This is a genomic window from Nitratireductor sp. StC3 (assembly GCF_003015025.1).
GTDB classification, from domain to species: domain Bacteria; phylum Pseudomonadota; class Alphaproteobacteria; order Rhizobiales; family Rhizobiaceae; genus Mangrovimarina; species Mangrovimarina alexandrii.
In genome coordinates, this window is sequence record NZ_PYBP01000002.1 from 99,362 (window position 1) to 117,656 (window position 18,295).

Sequence of the window (18,295 nt, forward strand, 5' to 3'; positions counted from 1 at the left end):
GCCGCGAAAAGGCGCCGCCTGCGCCACAAGGCATTTTCTGGATTTGAACGCATGAAGATCAACGGCAACGAAATCCGCCCCGGCAACGTGATCGAGCACAATGGCGGGCTGTGGGTCGCGGTGAAGACCAACGCCGTCAAGCCCGGCAAAGGCGGCGCCTACAACCAGGTCGAGCTGAAGAACCTGATCGACGGGACCAAACTCAACGAACGCTTTCGCGCCGCCGAGACGGTTGAACGGGTCCGGCTCGAGCAGAAGGATTTCACCTATCTCTACCAGCAGGACGAATCGCTGGTGTTCATGGATGCCGAAACCTACGAACAGCTCGAACTGCAGAAGGATTTCGTCGGCGACCGTTCCTCCTTCCTGCAGGACGGCATGACGGTGACGGTCGAGCTCTATCAGGAAAAGCCGATCGGCGTGTCGCTGCCCGACCAGGTGACGCTGACGATCGCGGAGGCCGACCCGGTGGTCAAGGGCCAGACCGCGGCATCGTCCTACAAACCTGCCATGCTCGAAAACGGCGTTCGCGTCATGGTGCCGCCCTTCATCGAGTCGGGCGAACGCATCGTGGTCGACACCAACGAGATCACCTATATCCGCCGCGCCGACTGACGGCGTCCGCGAAGAAAGTCCAGTCCAATGGCGCGTTCCGCGATCATCAACGTCATGGTGCAGGCCGCGGTCAAGGCCGGCCGCTCGCTCGCGCGCGACTTCGGCGAGGTGCAGAACCTGCAGGTTTCGCTGAAAGGGCCCGGCGACTATGTCAGCCAGGCCGACCGCCGCGCCGAGGAAATCGTGCATACCGAACTCGCGCGCGCCCGGCCCGGCTATGCCTTCCTGATGGAGGAGCGGGGCGCGATCGACGGCGACGACAACCAGCATCGCTGGATCGTCGATCCGCTCGACGGCACGACCAATTTCCTGCACGGCATTCCGCTGTTCGCGGTCTCTATCGCGCTCGAACGCCAGGGCCAGCTCGTCGCCGGCCTGGTCTACAATCCGGCCATGGACGAACTCTACACCGCCGAACGCGGCGGCGGCGCCTTCATGAACGACCGCCGGTTGCGCGTCGCCGGCCGTTCGAAGCTCACAGACTGCGTGATCGGCACCGGCATCCCGCATCTCGGTCGCGGCCATCACGGCACCGCGCTGATCGAGCTGCGCAATGTCATGGGCGAAAGCGCCGGCATCCGGCGCATGGGTGCGGCGGCGCTCGACCTTGCCTATGTGGCGGCCGGCCGCCTCGACGGCTTCTGGGAACACGGTCTGTCGGCCTGGGACATGGCCGCCGGGGCGCTCATGATCCGCGAGGCCGGCGGCTTCGTCACCGATTTCGACGGTGGCGGGGATTTTCTCGACACCGGCTCGATCGTGGCCGGCAACGAGACGATCCACCGTGCCCTGTCAAAACAACTCAAGAAAACCCTGCCCGCGCGCTGAACAGCCGGGGTGGGTCGCGCTTGGCCGGCGGGACCGGAAAATTTTCCCTGGCCGCGACATTCGCTCTACAGTCTCGTCACATCCGCCAGATAGTGTAACGGCATGGACGAGATGCAAAACGGCGAAGAGGCAGGGCTTCCCTTCCGCGGACGATTTCATCACAGCACCGCCGAACGCTGGGCGGACGGCATCGTGCACGCCCTCGGCATCGTGCTGGCGATCGCCGCGGGCTCGACCCTGCTTGCCCTGTCGGCGTTCAGCACCGCACCGGCCGAATATGTCGCGGTGATCTTCTATGTCGCGTCGCTGCTGACTGTGTTTTCGGTCTCGTGCGCCTACAATCTGTGGCCGCTATCGCCGACCAAATGGGTTCTGCGTCGCTTCGACCACGCCGCTATCTTTCTCTTGATCGCCGGCACCTACACACCGTTCCTGGCGCAACTCGCCGCCGGCACGGCAACCACGATGCTCGTCCTTGTGTGGACGGCCACGGCGCTGGGGGTTTCGGTCAAGCTTTTGCTGCCCGGTCGCTACGACCGTCTCGCCGTCGCCTTTTATCTGGCGATCGGCTGGAGCGGCATCGTCGTGGTCGGCGAAATCGTCGACGTTCTGCCCTATTCGACCCTTTGGCTGATCATCGCCGGCGGCGTGGCCTATTCGTCCGGCGTGCTGTTTTTCGCGTGGCAGAAATTGCGCTTCCAGTCCGCGGTCTGGCACGGTTTCGTGGTTTCGGGCGCCGGGCTACACCTGGCCGCGATGCTTGATCTGATGGTGATCAGCCGTTCGTGACGCTTGGCGGCACCCGCCGCTGCAACTTTCAATTTCGTCACAATTCCGCTTAGGATCGCGCACACGATTTGGGCGGGATCGGATTCGAGGCTTGGCAATGGCGTGGTTACGAAATCTTGCGGAAGACGGGCTGTCGGGACAGGCCGACTATGACCCGCATAAATTGTCGAGTCCGCAGATCTTTCTGCTGTCCATGCTCATCTTCCTGGCGATCGCCGGTTTCGTCGCGGCCATTCTTTACCGGCAGATTTCCTCCGCCTTCGCCACGAATCCGGGCCTGAACGGCCTGATCCTGGGCGTTCTCGCCGTCGGCATCCTTTTGGTGTTCAGCCATGTGGTACGGCTTTTCCGCGAGGTGCGCTGGGTGAACTCGTTCCGCCTCGGCACCGAGACCGGCAACCCGGTGCTGCTGGCGCCGATGAAGGTGATGCTAAGCCGTTCCTCCGCGACGGCGCTGACCACCTTGTCGATGCGCTCGATTCTCGATTCGATCGCTACCCGGCTCGACGAGAGCCGTGACATTTCGCGTTATCTGATCGGCCTGCTGGTCTTTCTGGGTCTTCTCGGCACGTTTTGGGGCCTGTTGCAGACGATCGGCGCGATCGGCGACACCATCCAGTCGCTCGACCCCGCCTCCGGCGACACCAACGACGTGCTCGACGCGCTGAAATCGGGCCTGGCCGCACCGCTGGCCGGCATGGGCACGGCGTTTTCCTCGTCGCTGTTCGGCCTGGCCGGCTCGCTGGTTCTCGGCTTTCTCGATTTGCAGGCCGGCCGCGCGCAAAATCGCTTCTACACCGAGCTTGAAAACTGGCTGTCCTCGGTCACCGATCTCGATTCCGACACGGCGGTAGCCGCCGAAACCGCCACGGCCGGTTCCGCCGAGGAGATCCGCATGGTCGCCGAGCGGCTCCGCTCGCTGCAGGAGGCCGGCGGCTCGAGCCAACGCGTGGCGACCTCGATGGCGAGTCTGGCCGAAGGCATCTCCGGACTGGTCAAGAACATGCGCAACGAGCAGCAATTGATGCGCGACTGGGTCGAGGCGCAGTCGGAAGAGCAAAAGGCGACGCGCGCCGCCCTCGAAAAGATCGCCGACGCCCTCGATCACGACAAGCAGGGAGCCGGCTGAGATGGCCCTGGCGCGCGGCCGGCAGCGCAATCGCGGCGTCGACTACTGGCCGGGCTTCGTCGACGCGCTGTCGACGCTGCTGCTTGCCATCATGTTCCTGCTGTCGGTCTTCGTGCTGGCGCAGTTCCTGCTCAGCCGCGAAATCACCGGCAAGGACGCGGTCTTGAACCGCCTCAATTCGCAGATCAACGAACTGACCCAGCTTCTCGCCCTCGAACGCTCCAACAATCAGGATTCGGAAGACCAGCTTGCCAATCTGCGCGCCTCGCTGGAGGCCACCCAGGCGGAACGCTCGCGGCTGGAGGAACTTTTGGCCGCCGGCACCGGCGCCGACCAGGCCGCCGAGGAGCGCATCGGCGCGCTGTCGGGCGCGCTCGACCAGGAGCGCCGCATCTCGCAGCGCGCGCTGTCGCAGGTCGAGTTGCTCAACCAGCAGATATCGGCCCTGCGCAAGCAGATCGCCGCGCTCGAGGACGCGCTCGAAGTGTCGGAGAAACGCGACCGCGAATCCAACGTCAAGATCGCCGATCTCGGGCGCCGCCTCAACGTCGCGCTGGCACAGCGCGTGCAGGAACTCAACCGCTACCGCTCCGATTTCTTCGGCAGGCTGCGCGAGATCCTGTCCGACCGCGAGAATATCCGCATTGTCGGCGACCGCTTCGTCTTCCAGTCGGAGGTGCTGTTCGCCTCCGGCGCCGACGTCATCAACGAGGCCGGACGCGTGGAAATGAAAAAGCTCGCCGATGCCGTCCTCGATCTGCAAAGGGAAATCCCGCCGGAGATCAACTGGGTCCTGCGCGTCGACGGCCACACCGACAACGTGCCGCTGTCGGGCACGGGGCGCTATCGCGACAATTGGGAATTGTCGTCGGCGCGCGCGACCTCGGTGGTCAAGTTCCTGATCGAGAACGGCGTCCCGGCCAACCGCCTGGTCGCGGCCGGCTTCGGCGAGTTCCAGCCGCTGGAGGAAGGCGACACACCGGAGGTGCGCGCCCGCAACCGGCGCATCGAACTCAAACTGACCGAGCGGTAGCGCCCTACCAGCCGGCGAGAAGAGCAAGCAGCGCCAAGGCGCCGGGGAGAGCCTGCATCAACAGGATCTTGCGCGACACCGTCGCCGCGCCGACCAGACCGGCGACCACCACACAGCCGAGGAAGAACGCCTTGATGGCAAACCCCTCCGCGCCCAGCCACACGCCCCAGGCGAGACCGGCGGCCAGAAAGCCGTTGTAAAGGCCCTGATTGATCGCCAGCGCCTTAGACTGGGCGGAAAATTCGGCCGTGGTGCCGAACAGCTTGCGGCCGGCGGGCGTGTCCCACACGACCATCTCGAGATAGAGGAAATAGAGGTGAAGCAGGGCCACCAGGCCGCTCAGCACGGTCGCAATCATCGTCGACATCCGTTTTTCGCGAAAACGCCAGACCAAGCTTAGGCCGTTCGGGAACGAATGGAACCCGTTGCGCCAGAATGGCGGCAGGACGATTGTCAGCCGGCGCAAATCGCCTACGATGACGGCAATGGGCGGCACGGCGCCGCGGCACGGAAAGGCAGCGACATGGCGACAGACGCGGATGCGATCATCGTCGGCGGCGGACTGGCGGGGCTGGTGGCCGCCGCGGAGATCGCCGATGCCGGCAAACGCGTCATCATCCTCGACCAGGAGGGCGAGAATTCGCTCGGCGGCCAGGCCTTCTGGTCGCTCGGCGGTCTTTTTTTCGTCGACAGCCCCGAGCAGCGCCGGCTGCGCATCAAGGACAGCCGCGACCTCGCGCTGCAGGACTGGCTCGGCTCGGCCGGGTTCGACCGGCAGGAAGATCACTGGCCGCGGCGATGGGCCGAAGCCTATATCGATTTCGCCGCCGGCGAGATGCGCCGCTGGCTGCACGCCATGGGCATGCGCTGGTTTCCGGTCGTCGGCTGGGCCGAACGGGGCGGCGGCTTCGCCGACGGCCACGGCAATTCGGTGCCACGTTTCCACATCACCTGGGGAACCGGGCCCGGCGCCGTCGAACCGTTCGAGCGCCGCGTTCGCGCGCATGCCGCCGAAGGCCGCATCGTGCTGAAATTCCGCCACCGAGTCAGCCGTCTGGTCAGGACCAACGGCAGGGTCACCGGTGCCGCCGGCGAAATCCTCGAACCGTCCACGGTGGAGCGCGGCGAACGATCGAGCCGCACGGCCGTCGGCGATTTCGAGGTCACGGCCGGCGCGGTGGTCGTGGCCAGCGGCGGCATCGGCGGCGATTTCGACCTCGTGCGCAAGAACTGGCCGGTGGAACGGCTTGGCCTGCCGCCGGTCACCATGGTCGCCGGCGTGCCGCATCACGTCGACGGCCGCATGCTGGCGATCGCCAAGCAGGCCGGCGGCGCCGTCATCAACGCCGACCGGATGTGGCACTATACCGAGGGGGTGAAGAACTGGGCACCGATCTGGCCCAATCACGGCATCCGCATTCTGCCCGGTCCGTCTTCGCTGTGGCTCGACGCCACCGGCAACCGCCTGCCCGCGCCCTGCATGCCCGGCTTCGACACGCTCGCAACCTTGAAACACATCCTTTCGACCGGACACGACTATTCCTGGTTCATCCTGACCCAGAAAATCATCAAGAAGGAGTTCGCGCTTTCCGGTTCTGAGCAGAACCCCGATTTCACCGCCAAGAGCTGGCGCGCGGTGTTGAAAAGCCGGCGCGGCGCCGGCGCGCCACCGCCGGTCGAGGCCTTCAAGCAAAAAGGCGAGGATTTCGTCGTCCGAGACACGCTCGCCGAGCTGGTCGAAGCCATGAACGCGCTTACCGACGAAAAACTGCTCGATCCCGAGCGCATCAAGGCCCAGATCGAGGCCCGCGACCGCGAGATCGACAACCCGTTTTCCAAGGATGCCCAGATCACCGCCATTCGCGGCGCCCGCGCCTATCTCGGCGACAAGCTGATCCGCACGGCCGCGCCGCACAAGATGCTTGATCCGAAAAACGGTCCGCTGATCGCGGTTCGCCTGCACGTGCTGACCCGCAAATCGCTCGGCGGGCTGCATACCGATCTCGACAGCCGCGTGCTCGACAGCGCCGGGAACCCGGTTCCCGGCCTCTATGCAGCCGGCGAGGTCGCCGGTTTCGGCGGCGGCGGTTATCATGGCTATAACGCGCTCGAAGGCACCTTTCTCGGCGGCTGCATCTTTTCCGGCCGCACCGCCGGGCGCCATATCGCCAGCGCCTGAGTCCAGACGGGAAACACGACGCGCATGACCAGCACCGCCGCCGCCTCGACGGTCGAGCAGATCGCGGCCCACATCACCGCGGCCGTGCGCGCCGGCCAGCTCTCACCCGGCCAACGGCTGACGGAAGCCGAATTTTCCTCCCGTCTCGGCGTGTCGCGATCGTCCGTGCGCGAGGCTTTCCGCCGGCTGACGGCGGACGGATTGCTGGCGCTCGCTCCGCATCGCGGCGTCACCGTTCGCCGGCTGACCCGCGACGAAGTCGACAATCTGTTCGCCGTGCGCGGTGCGCTCGAGGCATTGGCCGTGCGCCTGGCAACGCCCACGCTCAGCGCGGCCCCGGCGCGGCTCGTCGCGCTGCGCCGCGATCTGGACGCCGCCGCCGAGGCCAACGACATGCCCCGCTTTTCCGACCTCAACGCACGGTTTCACGCGCTTTTCACCGAAACCGCCGGCAACCCACTGCTCGCCGATACGCTCGCCAGGCTTTCGAATTCGATCTATTGGCTGCAATTTCGGGTAATGGTCGATCGGCGCGACATCTTCCGCACCAATCACGACCATGCCCGCATCGCCGACGCGGTTGCGGCCGGCGACACGGCCGGCGCGGAGGCTGCGATGCTCGCCCATGTCGAGACCGCGCGCCGGCTGGTGCAATCCTTGGACGATAATCATTTCGCGCACCGGGACGCCCAGGTCGGATCGGCTTGACGTCCCTTTAATTGCCAGACAATATTGTCCGACAATTTATATGACGTGGAGCGTAGCGTGGAAAAAGCCCGGACCAGGCACTACCAACCCGTCCCCTTGCCGGACTATCGCGAACTGCCCGTGGAGGAGATGCGCGCCCGCGCCAGGTCATTCTACGAGGAAGTCCGCACACGCCACACCGTGCGCGATTTCGACACGCGCCCGGTGCCGCGCGACATCATCGAGACCTGCATCCGCGCTGCCGGCACGGCGCCCAACGGCGCCAACCATCAACCCTGGCATTTCGCCGTCATCGGCGATCCGGCGCTCAAGAAGCGTATCCGCGCAGCCGCGGAAGTCGAGGAACGGGCCTTTTATGCCGGCCGCGGCGGCGAGGAATGGCTGGCCGCCCTCGCCCCGCTCGGCACGGACGCCGAAAAACCCTTCCTCGAAGAGGCGCCATGGCTGATCTGCATTTTCGGCGAGCGGCGTAGCCGCTCGGCCGACGGCGTCCGACGCAAGAACTACTATGTGCCGGAATCGGTCTCGATTGCCGCAGGCTTCCTGATCGCGGCCCTGCACCGGGCCGGCCTGGCGACGCTGACCCACACGCCCAATCCGATGAGTTTCCTCAACGAACTGTGCGGCCGCGACCCGCACGATAAGCCCTATATCCTGATGGTCGTGGGCTATCCGAAGGAAAACGCGACGATCCCCGCCCATGCCATGGACAAAAAACCGCTCGAGGAGATCGCCACCTTTCTGTAAGCGGCGGCGTCACTCCGCCGCGCGGCTGAGCGCGCCCGCGCCGGTTTCGAACTGCAGCCGGGCAAGCCGGGCATAGACGCCATCCAGCGCCACCAGGCTGGCATGCGTGCCTTCCTCGACAATCCGGCCATTGTCGATCACCAGGATGCGGTCGGCCTTCAGGATCGTCGCCAACCGGTGCGCGATCACGATCGTGGTGCGATCCTGCATCAGCCGTTCCAGCGCCTCCTGCACCAGCGTCTCGCTTTCGGCGTCGAGCGCCGAGGTCGCCTCGTCGAGCAGGAGGATCGGCGCGTCGCGCAGGATGGCGCGCGCGATCGCCACGCGCTGCCGTTGCCCGCCCGACAAGGTCACGCCGCGCTCGCCGACCGGCGTGTCGTAGCCCCTCTCCAGCTTGCCGATGAATTCGTGGGCATGCGCATCGCGCGCCGCAGCCAGGATCTCCGGCTCGGAGGCTCCGGGGCGGCCGAAGGCAATATTGTCGCGCACCGAGGCGGCGAAGATCGTCAGGTCCTGCGGCACCAGCGCGATATGGCGGCGCGCGGCGCGTGGATCGGCGCGGGCAACGTCGACACCGTCGATCAGCACCGCCCCGTGCTGCGGATCGTAGAACCGCAGCAACAACGAGATGATCGTGCTCTTGCCGGCGCCCGATGGCCCGACGATCGCCACCGTCTCGCCCGGGCTGACCTCGAAGGACAGGCCGTGCAGCGCCGACTGGTCGGGCCGCGACGGATAGGCGAAGGCAACGCCGTCGAACGTCACCCGGCCGCGCACACGGTCGGGCAGGGCAAGCGGCGAGGCTGGCGTACGCACAGGCGTTTCCTCGTCCAGCAACTCGCTCAGCCGCTCGGCGGCGCCGGCCGCCTGGCTGAGTTCGCCCCAAACCTCCGACAGCGCCCCGAGCGCACCGGCCGCGAACACCGAATAAAGCAGGAACTGACCGAGCGTGCCCGGCGATATCGTCCCTTCGAGCACGTCGCGCGAGCCCATCCACAACACCGCCACCACCGAGGAAAACACCATGAAGATGGCAAAGAAAGTCAGGAAGGACCGCGCAAAGATCGAGGATTGGGCGGCGCGGAAAGCGTTTTCGACCGCGGTCGCGAATCTGCGCGCCACATAGGTTTCGTTGGTGAAGGCCTGCAGCGTGCGCACCGCGCCGATCTGTTCGCTGGCGAAGGCCGTCGCCTCGGCGAGCATGTCCTGCGCGGCGCGGGACTTTCGCCGCACGGCCCGTCCGAAGGCGACGATCGGCGCCACGATCACCGGGATGGCGCCGATCACCAGCAGCGAGAGTTTCGGACTGGTGACCACCATCATGCCGAGCGCACCGACCCCAAGGATCGTGTTGCGCAGCGCAAGCGATGCCGTCGCCCCCACGGCGGACTTGATCTGCGTGGTGTCGGCCGTCAGTCTGGAGACGATTTCGCCCGACTGCACCGTATCGAAAAAGCCGGGCGACAGCGTGGTGACGTGAGCAAACACGTCGCGGCGCAGATCGGCCACAACGCGCTCGCCGAGCGAGATGACGAAATAATACCGGCACGCCGAAGCGAGCGCGAGCACTGCCGCGATCACGATCAACATGGTGAAATAATTGGCGATGAAGGCGGAATCGGCGCCGGAAAACCCGTGATCGACCATCCGGCGCACCGCCAGCGGCAAGGTCAGCGTCGTCGCTGCGGCCAGCACCAGAAAGACGACCGCGCCGGCGACGAGACCGGGATACCGCTTGAGATAGGGAAACAGCCGCGCCAACGGCCGGAGCGAGCGTCTGCGCTTTTCGGTCTCGTCTGGCGGGTGTGCCATTCACGCGTCTCCTGTAGGCGGTGTCTCGCGACCCGGCGCTACGGTCTTGTGATTCCAGGGCGGCTGATGTATAGGCCGCGCAGGATTTGGCGAAGCCGTAGCCGTGAATGGCCGCGGCTTCAAGTTTTACAGGCTAGGCGCATCGCCGCAGGCGGCCGGCGGCAGCGCCGTTGAAGACCAGGACGAGATCGATGAAAGCGAAAATCCACCCCGACTACCACACCATCAAGGTCGTCATGACCGATGGCACCGAATACACGACCCGGTCGACCTGGGGCAAAGAGGGCGACACGCTCAACCTCGACATCGACCCCAACACCCATCCGGCCTGGACCGGTGGCCAGCAGCATCTCATGGACCGCGGCGGACGCCTGTCGAAGTTCAAGAAGCGCTATGAGGGCCTCGGCCTCTGAGCCGGACCCGCCGCATACGGTTTGGAAAGCCCCGCTTCGGCGGGGTTTTCTTTTGGCCGCGTGCCGGTTGAAGGTCGGGTCCCTGAACGGCAGCGTGCTCCGGCTCAGCCGGCGCGATCGGCATGGCCCAGATCGCGCTCCGGCCACGCGGCGTCGCGCACGCGCTGTTTTAAAAGCTTGGCATCGGGGAAACCGCCGTCGCGGCTGCGTTCCCAGATCGTCTCGCCGTCGAGCGTGATCTCGAACGTGCCGCCGCTGCCCGGCACCAACGTCACCGCACCCAGTTCGGACCCGAAGCTCGACAGCAATTCCTGCGCCATCCAGGCAGCGCGCAGGAGCCAATGGCACTGCGTGCAATAGACAATGCGGACGGTCGGACGCCCGTCGGCGCTCACGCAGCGCTCAGCTTGGCCAGAGTTTCGTCGTCGACCTCGAAATTGGCGTAGACGTTCTGCACGTCGTCATCGTCCTCGAGCACGCCGATCAGCTTCATCAGCGACTGCGCCCGCTCCTCGTCCACCGGCACGCTGTTTTGCGGCTTCCAGATCGTCTTGACCGATTCCGGCTCGCCCAGCGCCGCTTCGAGCGCCTTGGAAACGTCGCCGATATCCTCGAACGCGCACAGGATGGTGTGGCTGTGCTCGTCGGACTGAATGTCCTCCGCGCCCGCTTCGATCGCGGCCTCCATCACCGTATCGGCATCACCCGCCGAGGCCGGATAGACGATCTCGCCGACCCGGTCCCACATGAAGGCGACCGATCCGGTCTCGCCCAGCGAGCCGCCCGCCTTGGTGAAGGCGGCGCGCACATTGGAAGCGGAGCGGTTGCGGTTGTCGGTCAGTGCCTCGACGATGACCGCCACCCCGCCGGGGCCGTATCCCTCGTAGCGGACTTCCTCGTAATTTTCCGAATCGCCGCCCGACGCCTTGCTGATGGCGCGCTGGATGTTGTCCTTGGGCATCGACTGCGCCTTGGCGTTCTGGATCGCCAGCCTGAGCCGCGGGTTCATGTCCGGATCGGGCATGCCCTGCTTGGCCGCGACGGTGATCTCGCGCGCGAGCTTGGAAAACATCTTGGAGCGGGCAGCGTCCTGCCGCCCCTTGCGGTGCATGATGTTTTTGAACTGTGAATGGCCGGCCATGGCGCCTCTTGTCGTCAAATCATGGGGATTTGGCGCGCTTTATAGATATTTCGCCGCACGAGGTCCAGAAGCGCGACGCCGGACGCTCGCGAAATCGTGACTACGCGGCGGTACGCAGCCATGCGCTAATGCGCATCGAACACGCGGAGGGAAAGGAGATTGGCATGTCCCTTCATCTGCGCATTCTTGCAGCCATACTGGTCATGGCGGCGGTTGTGTACGGCGCCGCCGCACAGGACCGCGCGCCCGTTCCTTCGCAATGCCTCGCCGTTGCCGAAGCCTTGCCCAGAGCGACTTTGGTCAGCGTCACGCCCGCCGGATCGGGCGAAGCCGCCGAACAGGTGACCATCACCTATGCCGGCCATTCCACCTATATTATCGAGACCCCCGGCGGCGTGCGTATCGCCACCGATTTTTCCGGCACTTACGGCGCCGTGCCGCTGCCGCGCGTGGCGACCATGAACAAGGCACACCGGACCCATTTCACGCCCTCGCCCGATCCCGGAATCGAGCATGTCCTGCCCGGCTGGAACCCGGACGGAGACGGTCCCGCCCGGCATGCGCTGGTTGTCGACGATGTCTATATCCGCAACGTGCCGACCGACATCCGCCGCTTCGGTGCCATGGAACGGGACGGCAACTCGATCTTCATCTTCGAGGTCGCCGATTTGTGCATCGGCCATCTCGGTCACCTCCACCACGACCTGACCGACGCCCATTACGCCGCCATCGGCCGGCTCGACATCGTCATGGTGCCGATCGACGGCGGCATGACGCAATCGCTCGTCAATATGAGCGAGATCGCCCGGCGGCTTTATTCCTCGATGATATTGCCCATGCACCGCCATTCCACGCCGATCGGCGAGTTCTTGTCGATGATGGGCGAGAATTTCGCCGTCGATTTTTCGAGCGAGCGCAGCTTTACCGTCTCGCTGGCCAGCCTGCCCCGGCAGCCGACCATCCTGATCCTGGACGGTGTGTGATGCGGGCGCTGGCCACGCTTGTGCTTGCCCTGACGCTTGCGGCCAGCCCGGCCGCCGCGCAGGATCGAAGCGACAACGCCGCCACGCGCGACCGCCTGTTCGCCGAGCTCAAGGCCGCGCCGACGCAAGCCCAAGGTCGGGCAGCCGAGGACGCCATCTGGCGCATGTGGATGGCGCAGGCGCCGAGCGAGGCGATCCGCCGCGCCGTCGCCGACGCCATGGCGGCGCGCGAGAGCTACGCGTTCGACCGCGCGCTGGACCTGCTCAATGGCGTCGTTGACGCCGCGCCCGGCTACGCGGAGGGTTGGAACCAACGTGCCTTCATCCGCTTCCTCAAGGGCAACCACGACGAAGCGCTGGAAGACATCGATCGCGCGCTCGCGCTCGAGCCGAAACATTTCGGCGCCCTGTCGGGCAAGGCGATCATCCTGATGGGCCAGGGCCGTGTGCGACTCGCGCAACAGGCCCTGCGCCAAGCTGTCGAAATCCATCCCTGGCTGAAGGAGCGCTCGTTGCTCCTGCCGGAAGATGCCGACGCCCCGCCTCCCGCGGACGGTGAGGATATCTGACCCGGTCAAGCGGTGGGATTACCGGGCTGAGTCCGAGGACCGGCCGTCTTGTCCACCGCCTTATTCGCGCATACCGGCGGCCGCCTTTTCCCGCTGCCGCTTGCGGCGCGCCAGCATGTTGAGCGCCTCGACAAGGGCCGAAAAGCCCATGGCGGCGTAGATGTAGCCCTTCGGCACATGGAAGCCGAAGCCGTCGGCGATCAGCGTCGTGCCGATCATCAACAAGAAGCCGAGCGCCAGCATGACGATGGTCGGGTTCTTGGCGATGAAGCGCGACAGCGGCTCGGCGGCGATCAGCATCACCGCCACCGCGCAGATGACGGCGATATACATGATCGCGATCTCGTCGGTCATGCCGACGGCGGTGATGATCGAATCGATCGAAAACACCAGGTCGAGCAGCAGGATCTGGAAGATCGCCGCGCCGACGCCGAGCGTGGCGGCGCGGCCGACAATATCGTCCTTGGGGTCTTCGGGGTCGACGGAATGATGGATTTCCTTGGTCGCCTTCCAGACCAGGAACAGGCCGCCCGCAATCAGGATCAGGTCACGCCAGGAAAAGCCGTGATCGAAGGCGGTGAAGACAGGTGCGGTGAGTTGGACGATGAAGGAGATCGTCGCCAACAGCAGCAGCCGCAACACCAGGGCCGCGCCGATACCGATCCGGCGTGCGTTTTTCTGATGCTCGACCGGCAGCTTATTGGTCAGGATCGAGATGAAGATCAGATTGTCGATGCCAAGAACGACCTCGAGCACGATCAGCGTGGCGAGCGCGACCCAGCCGGTCGGGTCCCCGAGCCAGACAAAATGCGGCGCCAGAAAATCGATCAGTGCCATACGAGTATCCCTCGGCGGTTCGGTTGAAAATCGTCGGCGTTGCGGCTGGGATCAGATAACGAGCCGATCCACGGCGTCAACCTCCGCTCCAGAAAGCGGGAACCGTCTCTTCCAGGCGCGGCCCAAGCCTGAGCGGTGCAATCTTCTCGGCCAGACCGGTGCGATCGGAGATTTCGACGCCCAGCCCGCAGATCGTCGCCGGCCCGGCCGCAGCCTCGAACCGGCCCTTGGGAACCTTGTAAAGGAACCGGTTGAGCGGCTCCTCCTTGTCCATGCCGAGCGAGGAATCGTAGTCGCCGCACATGCCCGCATCCGACATGAACCCGGTGCCGCCATTGAGGATCTGGTGGTCGGCTGTCGGATGATGGGTGTGGGTGCCCACGACGAGGCTTGCCCGCCCGTCGACGAAATGGGCAAAGCACATCTTTTCGCTGGTCGCCTCGGCGTGAAAGTCGATGACGATCGCGTCCGCCTGCTCGCCCAACGGACAGGCGGCGATCTCGCGCTCGGCCGCATGGAACGGGTCGTCGAGTTCGGGATGCATGAAAACCCGGCCCATGATGTTGGCGACCATCACCCGCGCGCCATTCCTGGCGACGAAAACGCCGGAACCGCGCCCCGGCGTGCCGCCGGGGAAGTTGGCCGGACGCAGGAAGCGTTCCTCGCGCGGCGCGAATTCCAGCGCCTCGCGCTGATCCCACACATGATTGCCGGTGGTCACGACATCGGCGCCGGCCTCGAGCGTCGTCTTGAAGATGTCCTCGGTAATGCCGAAGCCGCCGGCGGCGTTTTCGCCGTTGACGATCACGAAATCGAGCCGGAAATCGGAAATCAGGCCAGGCAGACGCTGCCACACCGCCGTGCGCCCGGTCCGCCCCACCATATCGCCAAGAAAAAGAAGCCTCATTAGGCCGGATACCTGCTTGCACCGCACGGTGCCGGCGGTGGTTGAAAACCCGACCGCCGACGATGAACGGCCATCTAGCGAGCAGGACCCATCGTGTGCAAGCCGGTTTCGGTCAGGATGTCGGGGATGACGACATCGTGAGGATCATCCAGTACGGTCTCGACCTTCTGGCAATCGAAGGCGATTGCGACCAGGCGCGGCGCGCCGCCGCGCGCCCGCAACCGGGCGATCGCCCGATCGTAGTGGCCTGCGCCATAGCCGATCCGCTGGCCGCGGCGATCGAAGGCGGCAAGCGGAACGAGCACGATGGTGGGTTCCAGAACCGCCGCCTCGGCAGTTGGACCGACCATACCGCCCGCCGTCTCGACGAGCGGAACGCCGCGCAGCAACTCGCGAAATACGATCGTGGTCGCGTCCACCACCACCGGCAGGCAAAGCCGTGCGTGTCTTTCACGCAAGCCGAACATCAACGGCCGCACGTCGACTTCCGAGTGCATCGGCCAGTAGCCGGCGACGACATCGTCGGCCGAGACCGGGATCGCCCTGCAAAAATCGGCAATGCGCAGCGAGGCCTCGACGCGATAGACCGGATCGAGCGCGTCGCGCCGCGCAAGCGCGGCCGATCGAAGAGCCAGCTTGTGTTCGTGCAGCGAAGCCATGCGCGTCCACCTCCCGCACAGCCAAACCGACTGCACGCCGGCGGTCAAGACCGCACGGGCGTGTCGCAATAGCCGGGACGTGTCGGGAAGGGCCGGCGGATTTTCACCGCAAACCGCCGGACCTTGCCGGCAGGGTTCGGGCATCGCGACGATCCACACACACCGGTGGAGAGGTTGATCCCGGGTGCCTACAAAGTAGGTGGGCGCCGTATGAAAGGACCCACGGGTCCAACCAGGGACAGCTCCCTTGGGATCAATAAGGCCCCGGGGAATGTTACTCCTGCCGCGAGGCGCAGACCGTCACGGGCGAATATAGGCTGCGGTCCCCTGTTCCGCCAGAGCCGCTGCGCGGCATTTCGATCATTGGCGGACCTTGCGCCAAAACCCATGTCTCCGTACGGTTTGCGCCAAAGCTGAACAATCATCCGGGAAGACACTATGCGTTTCGAAGGCACGTCGGCCTATGTCGCCGACAAGGATCTGATGGTGGCCGTCAACGCGGCGATAGCGCTCGAGCGGCCGTTGCTCGTCAAGGGCGAGCCGGGTACCGGCAAGACCGAGCTGGCGCGCCAGATGGCCGCCGCGCTCGGCCTCGACCTGATCGAGTGGCACGTCAAATCGACCACCAAGGCACAGCAGGGCCTTTACGAATACGACGCCGTCTCGCGCCTGCGCGACAGCCAGCTCGGCGATGCGCGCTTCAACGACATCGCCAACTACATCAAGCGCGGCAAGTTGTGGGAGGCCTTCGCCGCCGACAAGAAGGTCGTGCTGTTGATCGACGAAGTCGACAAGGCCGATATCGAGTTTCCGAACGACCTTCTGCAGGAACTCGATCGCATGGAGTTCTTCGTCTACGAGACCGGCGAAACCGTGCGCGCCAGGCATCGGCCGATCGTCGTCATCACCTCCAACAACGAGAAGGAGCTGCCCGACGCCTTTCTGCGCCGCTGCTTTTTCCACTATATCCGCTTCCCCGAGGCCGAGACGCTCGCCCGCATCGTCGACGTGCACTATCCCGGCATCAAGCAGAACCTGGTACGCGCCGCGCTCAATCAGTTCTACGAGATCCGCGACGTGCCCGGCCTGAAGAAAAAACCGTCGACGTCCGAGGCGCTCGACTGGATCCGGCTGCTGGTCGCCGACGACGTCGACCCGGCCGACCTGCGCGCCGATCCGAAAAACGCGCTGCCGAAGCTGCACGGCGCCCTGCTGAAGAACGAGCAGGACGTGCACCTGTTCGAACGCCTGGCCTTCATGGCGCGCCGGCAGGGTTAGGCCCGGGCGCATAGATGCAAGCATCGCCGCGATGGTGGCCCTTTCCCGCCCCGGCCGGTGACGCGAGACTGCCGCGAGACGGGCGGGGGAGAGAATTAGCCGTGACAGACATTGCCATCCGCCCGTTGCAACAATCCGACCACGCCGACTGGCGGCGTCTTTGGACCGCCTATCTCGCCTTCTACGAAACCACGGTGCCAGAGACCGTCTATGCCGCGACCTGGACGCGGCTGTTCGATCCCGGCGCCTTCGAACCCAACGGCCTGCTTGCGCTTTGCGACGGCAAACCGGTCGGGCTGGTCCATTTCATCTTCCACCGCACCTGCTGGTCCGACAGGAACAATTGCTACCTGCAGGATCTCTTCGCCGACCCGAGCATGCGCGGCAAAGGCGTCGGCCGGGCGCTGATCGAGGCGGTCTATGACGAGGCCGACAGGCGCGACGCCGCCGCCGTCTACTGGATGACGCAGGATTTCAACGAGACGGCACGCAAACTCTACGATCGCATCGCCAGGCAGACCCCGTTCATAAAATATCAGCGCTGAAACCAGCGGCCCTAATTGATCGCATCCTTCCGATCCTTGCCGGGCACGAATTTGGCAACGCTGCGAAGCTCAACCTCGACGACATCCCCGGTCTTGGGGTCGCGCCTCGTCTCAACGCCGCGGTGCGAAACGCGAAGATTGCCAAACCCCTGCAGCGTCACCGCTCCGCTGTGAGCCAGCGTGGCGGCGATCTCGCCCAGCACGGCTTCCACGGCGGCCTGGGCTTCGGCGGAGGTCAGTCGCGCGGCTTCCGCAACGGCCTTGGCGAGTTGCGCGCGTCTGACAACCTTTTGGTCGTGATCGGCACTCGAAGGCCCCGTGGAGGAGGTCGGCGTTTGCGGGAAGTCGGCCAGAAGCCGCAACACCAATTTTCCGGCATTGGACGGTTTGCGCCTGCCCTGTTCCCAGTTGCGCAGCGTTCCGATCGGCATCTTGAGCATATCGGCCATCTTGCGCTGCGTGAGGCCGAGGCTGCGGCGGATACCGCCAATGTCGGGGTCGTCGACAATTTCGACGCCTCCGCCCGCAGGACGCGCCCGCCGCCCGGTCTCGACATCCATCATTTGGCGGATCGCACGCTCGAGCCGCGCGTCACCTGCACCCGGCAGACTACCGGGCGGCTGCGGAGGCTTCGCCCTATCCTTCGTCATCCTCGTCTCCGGGAAAATCGCCACGTTTGATGCGCAGAATCCAGCCCGCGCCCTTCAACGCCGTTCTGCTCCATCGGCTGAGCCTCGACGGCGGTTCACCGACGGGGCGCACATTCAACAGCCAGATGACGGCTTCGCCCTTTTCGACACCCGGCGTCAAAACCGCATAATCCACGACATGCTGCCTGAACCGGTATCGCCGAATCGTCGGATCTGCTTTCGACGCCGTTCCAACAACCGGGTTTCGGGCAATGTTGCGTTTCAGCAGGGCAAGGGCGTCTTCCGTCAATCCATAATCGACCCATGCAAGCTGGAAGGCGTCCGCCGGTTCGAATCTGACTTTGAACGCCATGTCCTGCCACGTCATAAATATACGCCATTGGCGTAGTTTTTCAAGCCAACCCACCGGACGGTACGGGTGAAGCGCAACGCAAACAACCCTGACCTGCAGGGCCGCGCCCAGTCCACAACGG

At 65.1% G+C, this 18,295-nt stretch carries 22 protein-coding genes and 1 other RNA gene; 13 read left to right on the forward strand and 10 right to left on the reverse strand.

All coding sequences use genetic code 11. The features are described 5' to 3' along the window. Nucleotides 1-51: 51 nt before the first annotated feature. From efp to C7T96_RS04905, 5 genes are all read left to right on the forward strand, one after another. A complete protein-coding gene (gene efp / locus C7T96_RS04885) occupies nt 52-615 on the forward strand; it encodes an elongation factor P (protein WP_106570487.1) in 564 nt (187 codons plus the stop codon). 27 nt (nt 616-642) lie between these two features. Continuing rightward, complete coding sequence (locus tag C7T96_RS04890; protein WP_106570081.1) at nt 643-1,443, forward strand: inositol monophosphatase family protein; 801 nt, start codon at nt 643-645, stop codon at nt 1,441-1,443. Between the two features lie 102 nt (nt 1,444-1,545). Next, the gene (locus C7T96_RS04895) at nt 1,546-2,232 is read left to right on the forward strand and encodes a hemolysin III family protein (RefSeq protein ID WP_245414065.1); all 687 of its coding nucleotides are present in this window, start codon (nt 1,546-1,548) and stop codon (nt 2,230-2,232) included. 97 nt (nt 2,233-2,329) lie between these two features. Next, the gene (locus tag C7T96_RS04900; protein WP_106570082.1) at nt 2,330-3,361 is read left to right on the forward strand and encodes a MotA/TolQ/ExbB proton channel family protein; all 1,032 of its coding nucleotides are present in this window, start codon (nt 2,330-2,332) and stop codon (nt 3,359-3,361) included. A gap of 1 nt (nt 3,362) precedes the next feature. Next, nucleotides 3,363-4,394, forward strand: coding sequence for a peptidoglycan -binding protein (locus C7T96_RS04905; protein ID WP_106570083.1), 1,032 nt, complete (start codon nt 3,363-3,365; stop codon nt 4,392-4,394). Nucleotides 4,395-4,398: 4 nt separating this feature from the next. Here C7T96_RS04905 and C7T96_RS04910 read toward each other — a convergent pair whose 3' ends face one another. Then, entirely contained in the window at nt 4,399-4,752 is a 354-nt protein-coding gene (locus C7T96_RS04910; protein WP_106570489.1) for a DUF1304 domain-containing protein, read from the reverse strand. A 165-nt stretch (nt 4,753-4,917) separates the two neighbouring features. Here C7T96_RS04910 and C7T96_RS04915 point away from each other — a divergent pair, with 165 nt between their 5' ends. The 3 genes from C7T96_RS04915 to C7T96_RS04925 all read left to right on the forward strand — a co-directional run bounded on the left by C7T96_RS04915 (nt 4,918) and on the right by C7T96_RS04925 (nt 8,028). Further along, on the forward strand, nt 4,918-6,573 hold the full coding sequence (locus tag C7T96_RS04915) for an FAD-binding dehydrogenase (protein WP_106570490.1): 1,656 nt from the start codon (nt 4,918-4,920) through the stop codon (nt 6,571-6,573). Nucleotides 6,574-6,597: 24 nt separating this feature from the next. Next, on the forward strand, nt 6,598-7,281 hold the full coding sequence (locus C7T96_RS04920) for a GntR family transcriptional regulator (protein ID WP_106570084.1): 684 nt from the start codon (nt 6,598-6,600) through the stop codon (nt 7,279-7,281). Nucleotides 7,282-7,410: 129 nt separating this feature from the next. Then, the gene (locus tag C7T96_RS04925) at nt 7,411-8,028 is read left to right on the forward strand and encodes a nitroreductase family protein (protein ID WP_106570491.1); all 618 of its coding nucleotides are present in this window, start codon (nt 7,411-7,413) and stop codon (nt 8,026-8,028) included. Between the two features lie 9 nt (nt 8,029-8,037). On the opposite strand, the gene C7T96_RS04930 is transcribed toward C7T96_RS04925, so the two are convergent. Beyond that, nucleotides 8,038-9,840: an ABC transporter transmembrane domain-containing protein gene (locus C7T96_RS04930; RefSeq protein WP_106570085.1), complete on the reverse strand. Its 1,803-nt coding sequence runs from the start codon at nt 9,838-9,840 to the stop codon at nt 8,038-8,040. 191 nt (nt 9,841-10,031) lie between these two features. Between C7T96_RS04930 and rpmE the strand changes: the two genes are divergently transcribed. Continuing rightward, a complete protein-coding gene (gene rpmE, locus C7T96_RS04935) occupies nt 10,032-10,253 on the forward strand; it encodes a 50S ribosomal protein L31 (protein WP_106570086.1) in 222 nt (73 codons plus the stop codon). Nucleotides 10,254-10,357: 104 nt separating this feature from the next. On the opposite strand, the gene C7T96_RS04940 is transcribed toward rpmE, so the two are convergent. Both C7T96_RS04940 and C7T96_RS04945 read right to left on the reverse strand, forming a co-directional pair. Continuing rightward, complete coding sequence (locus C7T96_RS04940; protein WP_106570087.1) at nt 10,358-10,648, reverse strand: SelT/SelW/SelH family protein; 291 nt, start codon at nt 10,646-10,648, stop codon at nt 10,358-10,360. Beyond that, nucleotides 10,645-11,394: a YebC/PmpR family DNA-binding transcriptional regulator gene (locus C7T96_RS04945; protein WP_106570088.1), complete on the reverse strand. Its 750-nt coding sequence runs from the start codon at nt 11,392-11,394 to the stop codon at nt 10,645-10,647. Before C7T96_RS04945 ends, C7T96_RS04940 begins: the two co-directional genes overlap by 4 nt. A gap of 164 nt (nt 11,395-11,558) precedes the next feature. On the opposite strand from C7T96_RS04945, the gene C7T96_RS04950 reads away from it, so the two are divergent. Both C7T96_RS04950 and C7T96_RS04955 read left to right on the forward strand, forming a co-directional pair. Further along, complete coding sequence (locus C7T96_RS04950) at nt 11,559-12,377, forward strand: MBL fold metallo-hydrolase (RefSeq protein ID WP_106570492.1); 819 nt, start codon at nt 11,559-11,561, stop codon at nt 12,375-12,377. Further along, complete coding sequence (locus C7T96_RS04955) at nt 12,377-12,946, forward strand: tetratricopeptide repeat protein (protein ID WP_106570089.1); 570 nt, start codon at nt 12,377-12,379, stop codon at nt 12,944-12,946. The genes C7T96_RS04950 and C7T96_RS04955 overlap by 1 nt, the downstream gene beginning before the upstream one ends. A 60-nt stretch (nt 12,947-13,006) precedes the next feature. Here C7T96_RS04955 and C7T96_RS04960 read toward each other — a convergent pair whose 3' ends face one another. From C7T96_RS04960 to ssrS, 4 genes are all read right to left on the reverse strand, one after another. Beyond that, complete coding sequence (locus C7T96_RS04960; RefSeq protein ID WP_106570090.1) at nt 13,007-13,783, reverse strand: TerC family protein; 777 nt, start codon at nt 13,781-13,783, stop codon at nt 13,007-13,009. Between the two features lie 76 nt (nt 13,784-13,859). Beyond that, complete coding sequence (locus C7T96_RS04965) at nt 13,860-14,690, reverse strand: YmdB family metallophosphoesterase (RefSeq protein WP_106570091.1); 831 nt, start codon at nt 14,688-14,690, stop codon at nt 13,860-13,862. Nucleotides 14,691-14,764: 74 nt separating this feature from the next. Then, nucleotides 14,765-15,349 (reverse strand): 5-formyltetrahydrofolate cyclo-ligase, encoded by a 585-nt coding sequence (locus C7T96_RS04970; RefSeq protein WP_106570092.1) that lies wholly within the window; start codon nt 15,347-15,349, stop codon nt 14,765-14,767. Nucleotides 15,350-15,495: 146 nt separating this feature from the next. Further along, nucleotides 15,496-15,651, reverse strand: a non-coding RNA gene (gene ssrS / locus C7T96_RS04975) — 6S RNA. 136 nt (nt 15,652-15,787) lie between these two features. Here ssrS and C7T96_RS04980 point away from each other — a divergent pair. Further along, the gene (locus tag C7T96_RS04980; protein ID WP_106570093.1) at nt 15,788-16,627 is read left to right on the forward strand and encodes a MoxR family ATPase; all 840 of its coding nucleotides are present in this window, start codon (nt 15,788-15,790) and stop codon (nt 16,625-16,627) included. Nucleotides 16,628-16,728: 101 nt separating this feature from the next. Next, nucleotides 16,729-17,172 carry a GNAT family N-acetyltransferase gene (locus C7T96_RS04985; protein WP_106570094.1) on the forward strand — a complete coding sequence of 148 codons (444 nt, stop codon included), beginning with the start codon at nt 16,729-16,731 and terminating at the stop codon, nt 17,170-17,172. 11 nt (nt 17,173-17,183) lie between these two features. On the opposite strand, the gene C7T96_RS04990 is transcribed toward C7T96_RS04985, so the two are convergent. Both C7T96_RS04990 and C7T96_RS04995 read right to left on the reverse strand, forming a co-directional pair. Continuing rightward, nucleotides 17,184-17,732, reverse strand: a complete 549-nt coding sequence (locus tag C7T96_RS04990) for an HU family DNA-binding protein (RefSeq protein ID WP_158264310.1) — start codon at nt 17,730-17,732, stop codon at nt 17,184-17,186. 76 nt (nt 17,733-17,808) lie between these two features. Further along, nucleotides 17,809-18,174: a hypothetical protein gene (locus C7T96_RS04995; protein ID WP_146149141.1), complete on the reverse strand. Its 366-nt coding sequence runs from the start codon at nt 18,172-18,174 to the stop codon at nt 17,809-17,811. Nucleotides 18,175-18,295: the final 121 nt, after the last annotated feature.

Bases quoted from the DNA above. Each gene is read 5' to 3' on its own strand.
- C7T96_RS04900 (WP_106570082.1), top strand. From the start codon at position 2,330: ATGGCGTGGTTACGAAATCTTGCGGAAGACGGGCTGTCGGGACAGGCC.
- C7T96_RS04905 (WP_106570083.1), top strand. From the start codon at position 3,363: ATGGCCCTGGCGCGCGGCCGGCAGCGCAATCGCGGCGTCGACTACTGG.
- C7T96_RS04995 (WP_146149141.1), bottom strand. From the start codon at position 18,174: ATGGCGTTCAAAGTCAGATTCGAACCGGCGGACGCCTTCCAGCTTGCA.
- C7T96_RS04990 (WP_158264310.1), bottom strand. From the start codon at position 17,732: ATGGATGTCGAGACCGGGCGGCGGGCGCGTCCTGCGGGCGGAGGCGTC.
- C7T96_RS04950 (WP_106570492.1), top strand. From the start codon at position 11,559: ATGTCCCTTCATCTGCGCATTCTTGCAGCCATACTGGTCATGGCGGCG.
- C7T96_RS04930 (WP_106570085.1), bottom strand. From the start codon at position 9,840: ATGGCACACCCGCCAGACGAGACCGAAAAGCGCAGACGCTCGCTCCGG.
- C7T96_RS04910 (WP_106570489.1), bottom strand. From the start codon at position 4,752: ATGATTGCGACCGTGCTGAGCGGCCTGGTGGCCCTGCTTCACCTCTAT.
- C7T96_RS04890 (WP_106570081.1), top strand. From the start codon at position 643: ATGGCGCGTTCCGCGATCATCAACGTCATGGTGCAGGCCGCGGTCAAG.
- C7T96_RS04945 (WP_106570088.1), bottom strand. From the start codon at position 11,394: ATGGCCGGCCATTCACAGTTCAAAAACATCATGCACCGCAAGGGGCGG.
- rpmE (WP_106570086.1), top strand. From the start codon at position 10,032: ATGAAAGCGAAAATCCACCCCGACTACCACACCATCAAGGTCGTCATG.
- C7T96_RS04955 (WP_106570089.1), top strand. From the start codon at position 12,377: ATGCGGGCGCTGGCCACGCTTGTGCTTGCCCTGACGCTTGCGGCCAGC.
- C7T96_RS04965 (WP_106570091.1), bottom strand. From the start codon at position 14,690: ATGAGGCTTCTTTTTCTTGGCGATATGGTGGGGCGGACCGGGCGCACG.
- C7T96_RS04925 (WP_106570491.1), top strand. From the start codon at position 7,411: ATGCGCGCCCGCGCCAGGTCATTCTACGAGGAAGTCCGCACACGCCAC.
- C7T96_RS04895 (WP_245414065.1), top strand. From the start codon at position 1,546: ATGGACGAGATGCAAAACGGCGAAGAGGCAGGGCTTCCCTTCCGCGGA.
- C7T96_RS04960 (WP_106570090.1), bottom strand. From the start codon at position 13,783: ATGGCACTGATCGATTTTCTGGCGCCGCATTTTGTCTGGCTCGGGGAC.
- C7T96_RS04915 (WP_106570490.1), top strand. From the start codon at position 4,918: ATGGCGACAGACGCGGATGCGATCATCGTCGGCGGCGGACTGGCGGGG.
- C7T96_RS04980 (WP_106570093.1), top strand. From the start codon at position 15,788: ATGCGTTTCGAAGGCACGTCGGCCTATGTCGCCGACAAGGATCTGATG.
- efp (WP_106570487.1), top strand. From the start codon at position 52: ATGAAGATCAACGGCAACGAAATCCGCCCCGGCAACGTGATCGAGCAC.
- C7T96_RS04970 (WP_106570092.1), bottom strand. From the start codon at position 15,349: ATGGCTTCGCTGCACGAACACAAGCTGGCTCTTCGATCGGCCGCGCTT.
- C7T96_RS04920 (WP_106570084.1), top strand. From the start codon at position 6,598: ATGACCAGCACCGCCGCCGCCTCGACGGTCGAGCAGATCGCGGCCCAC.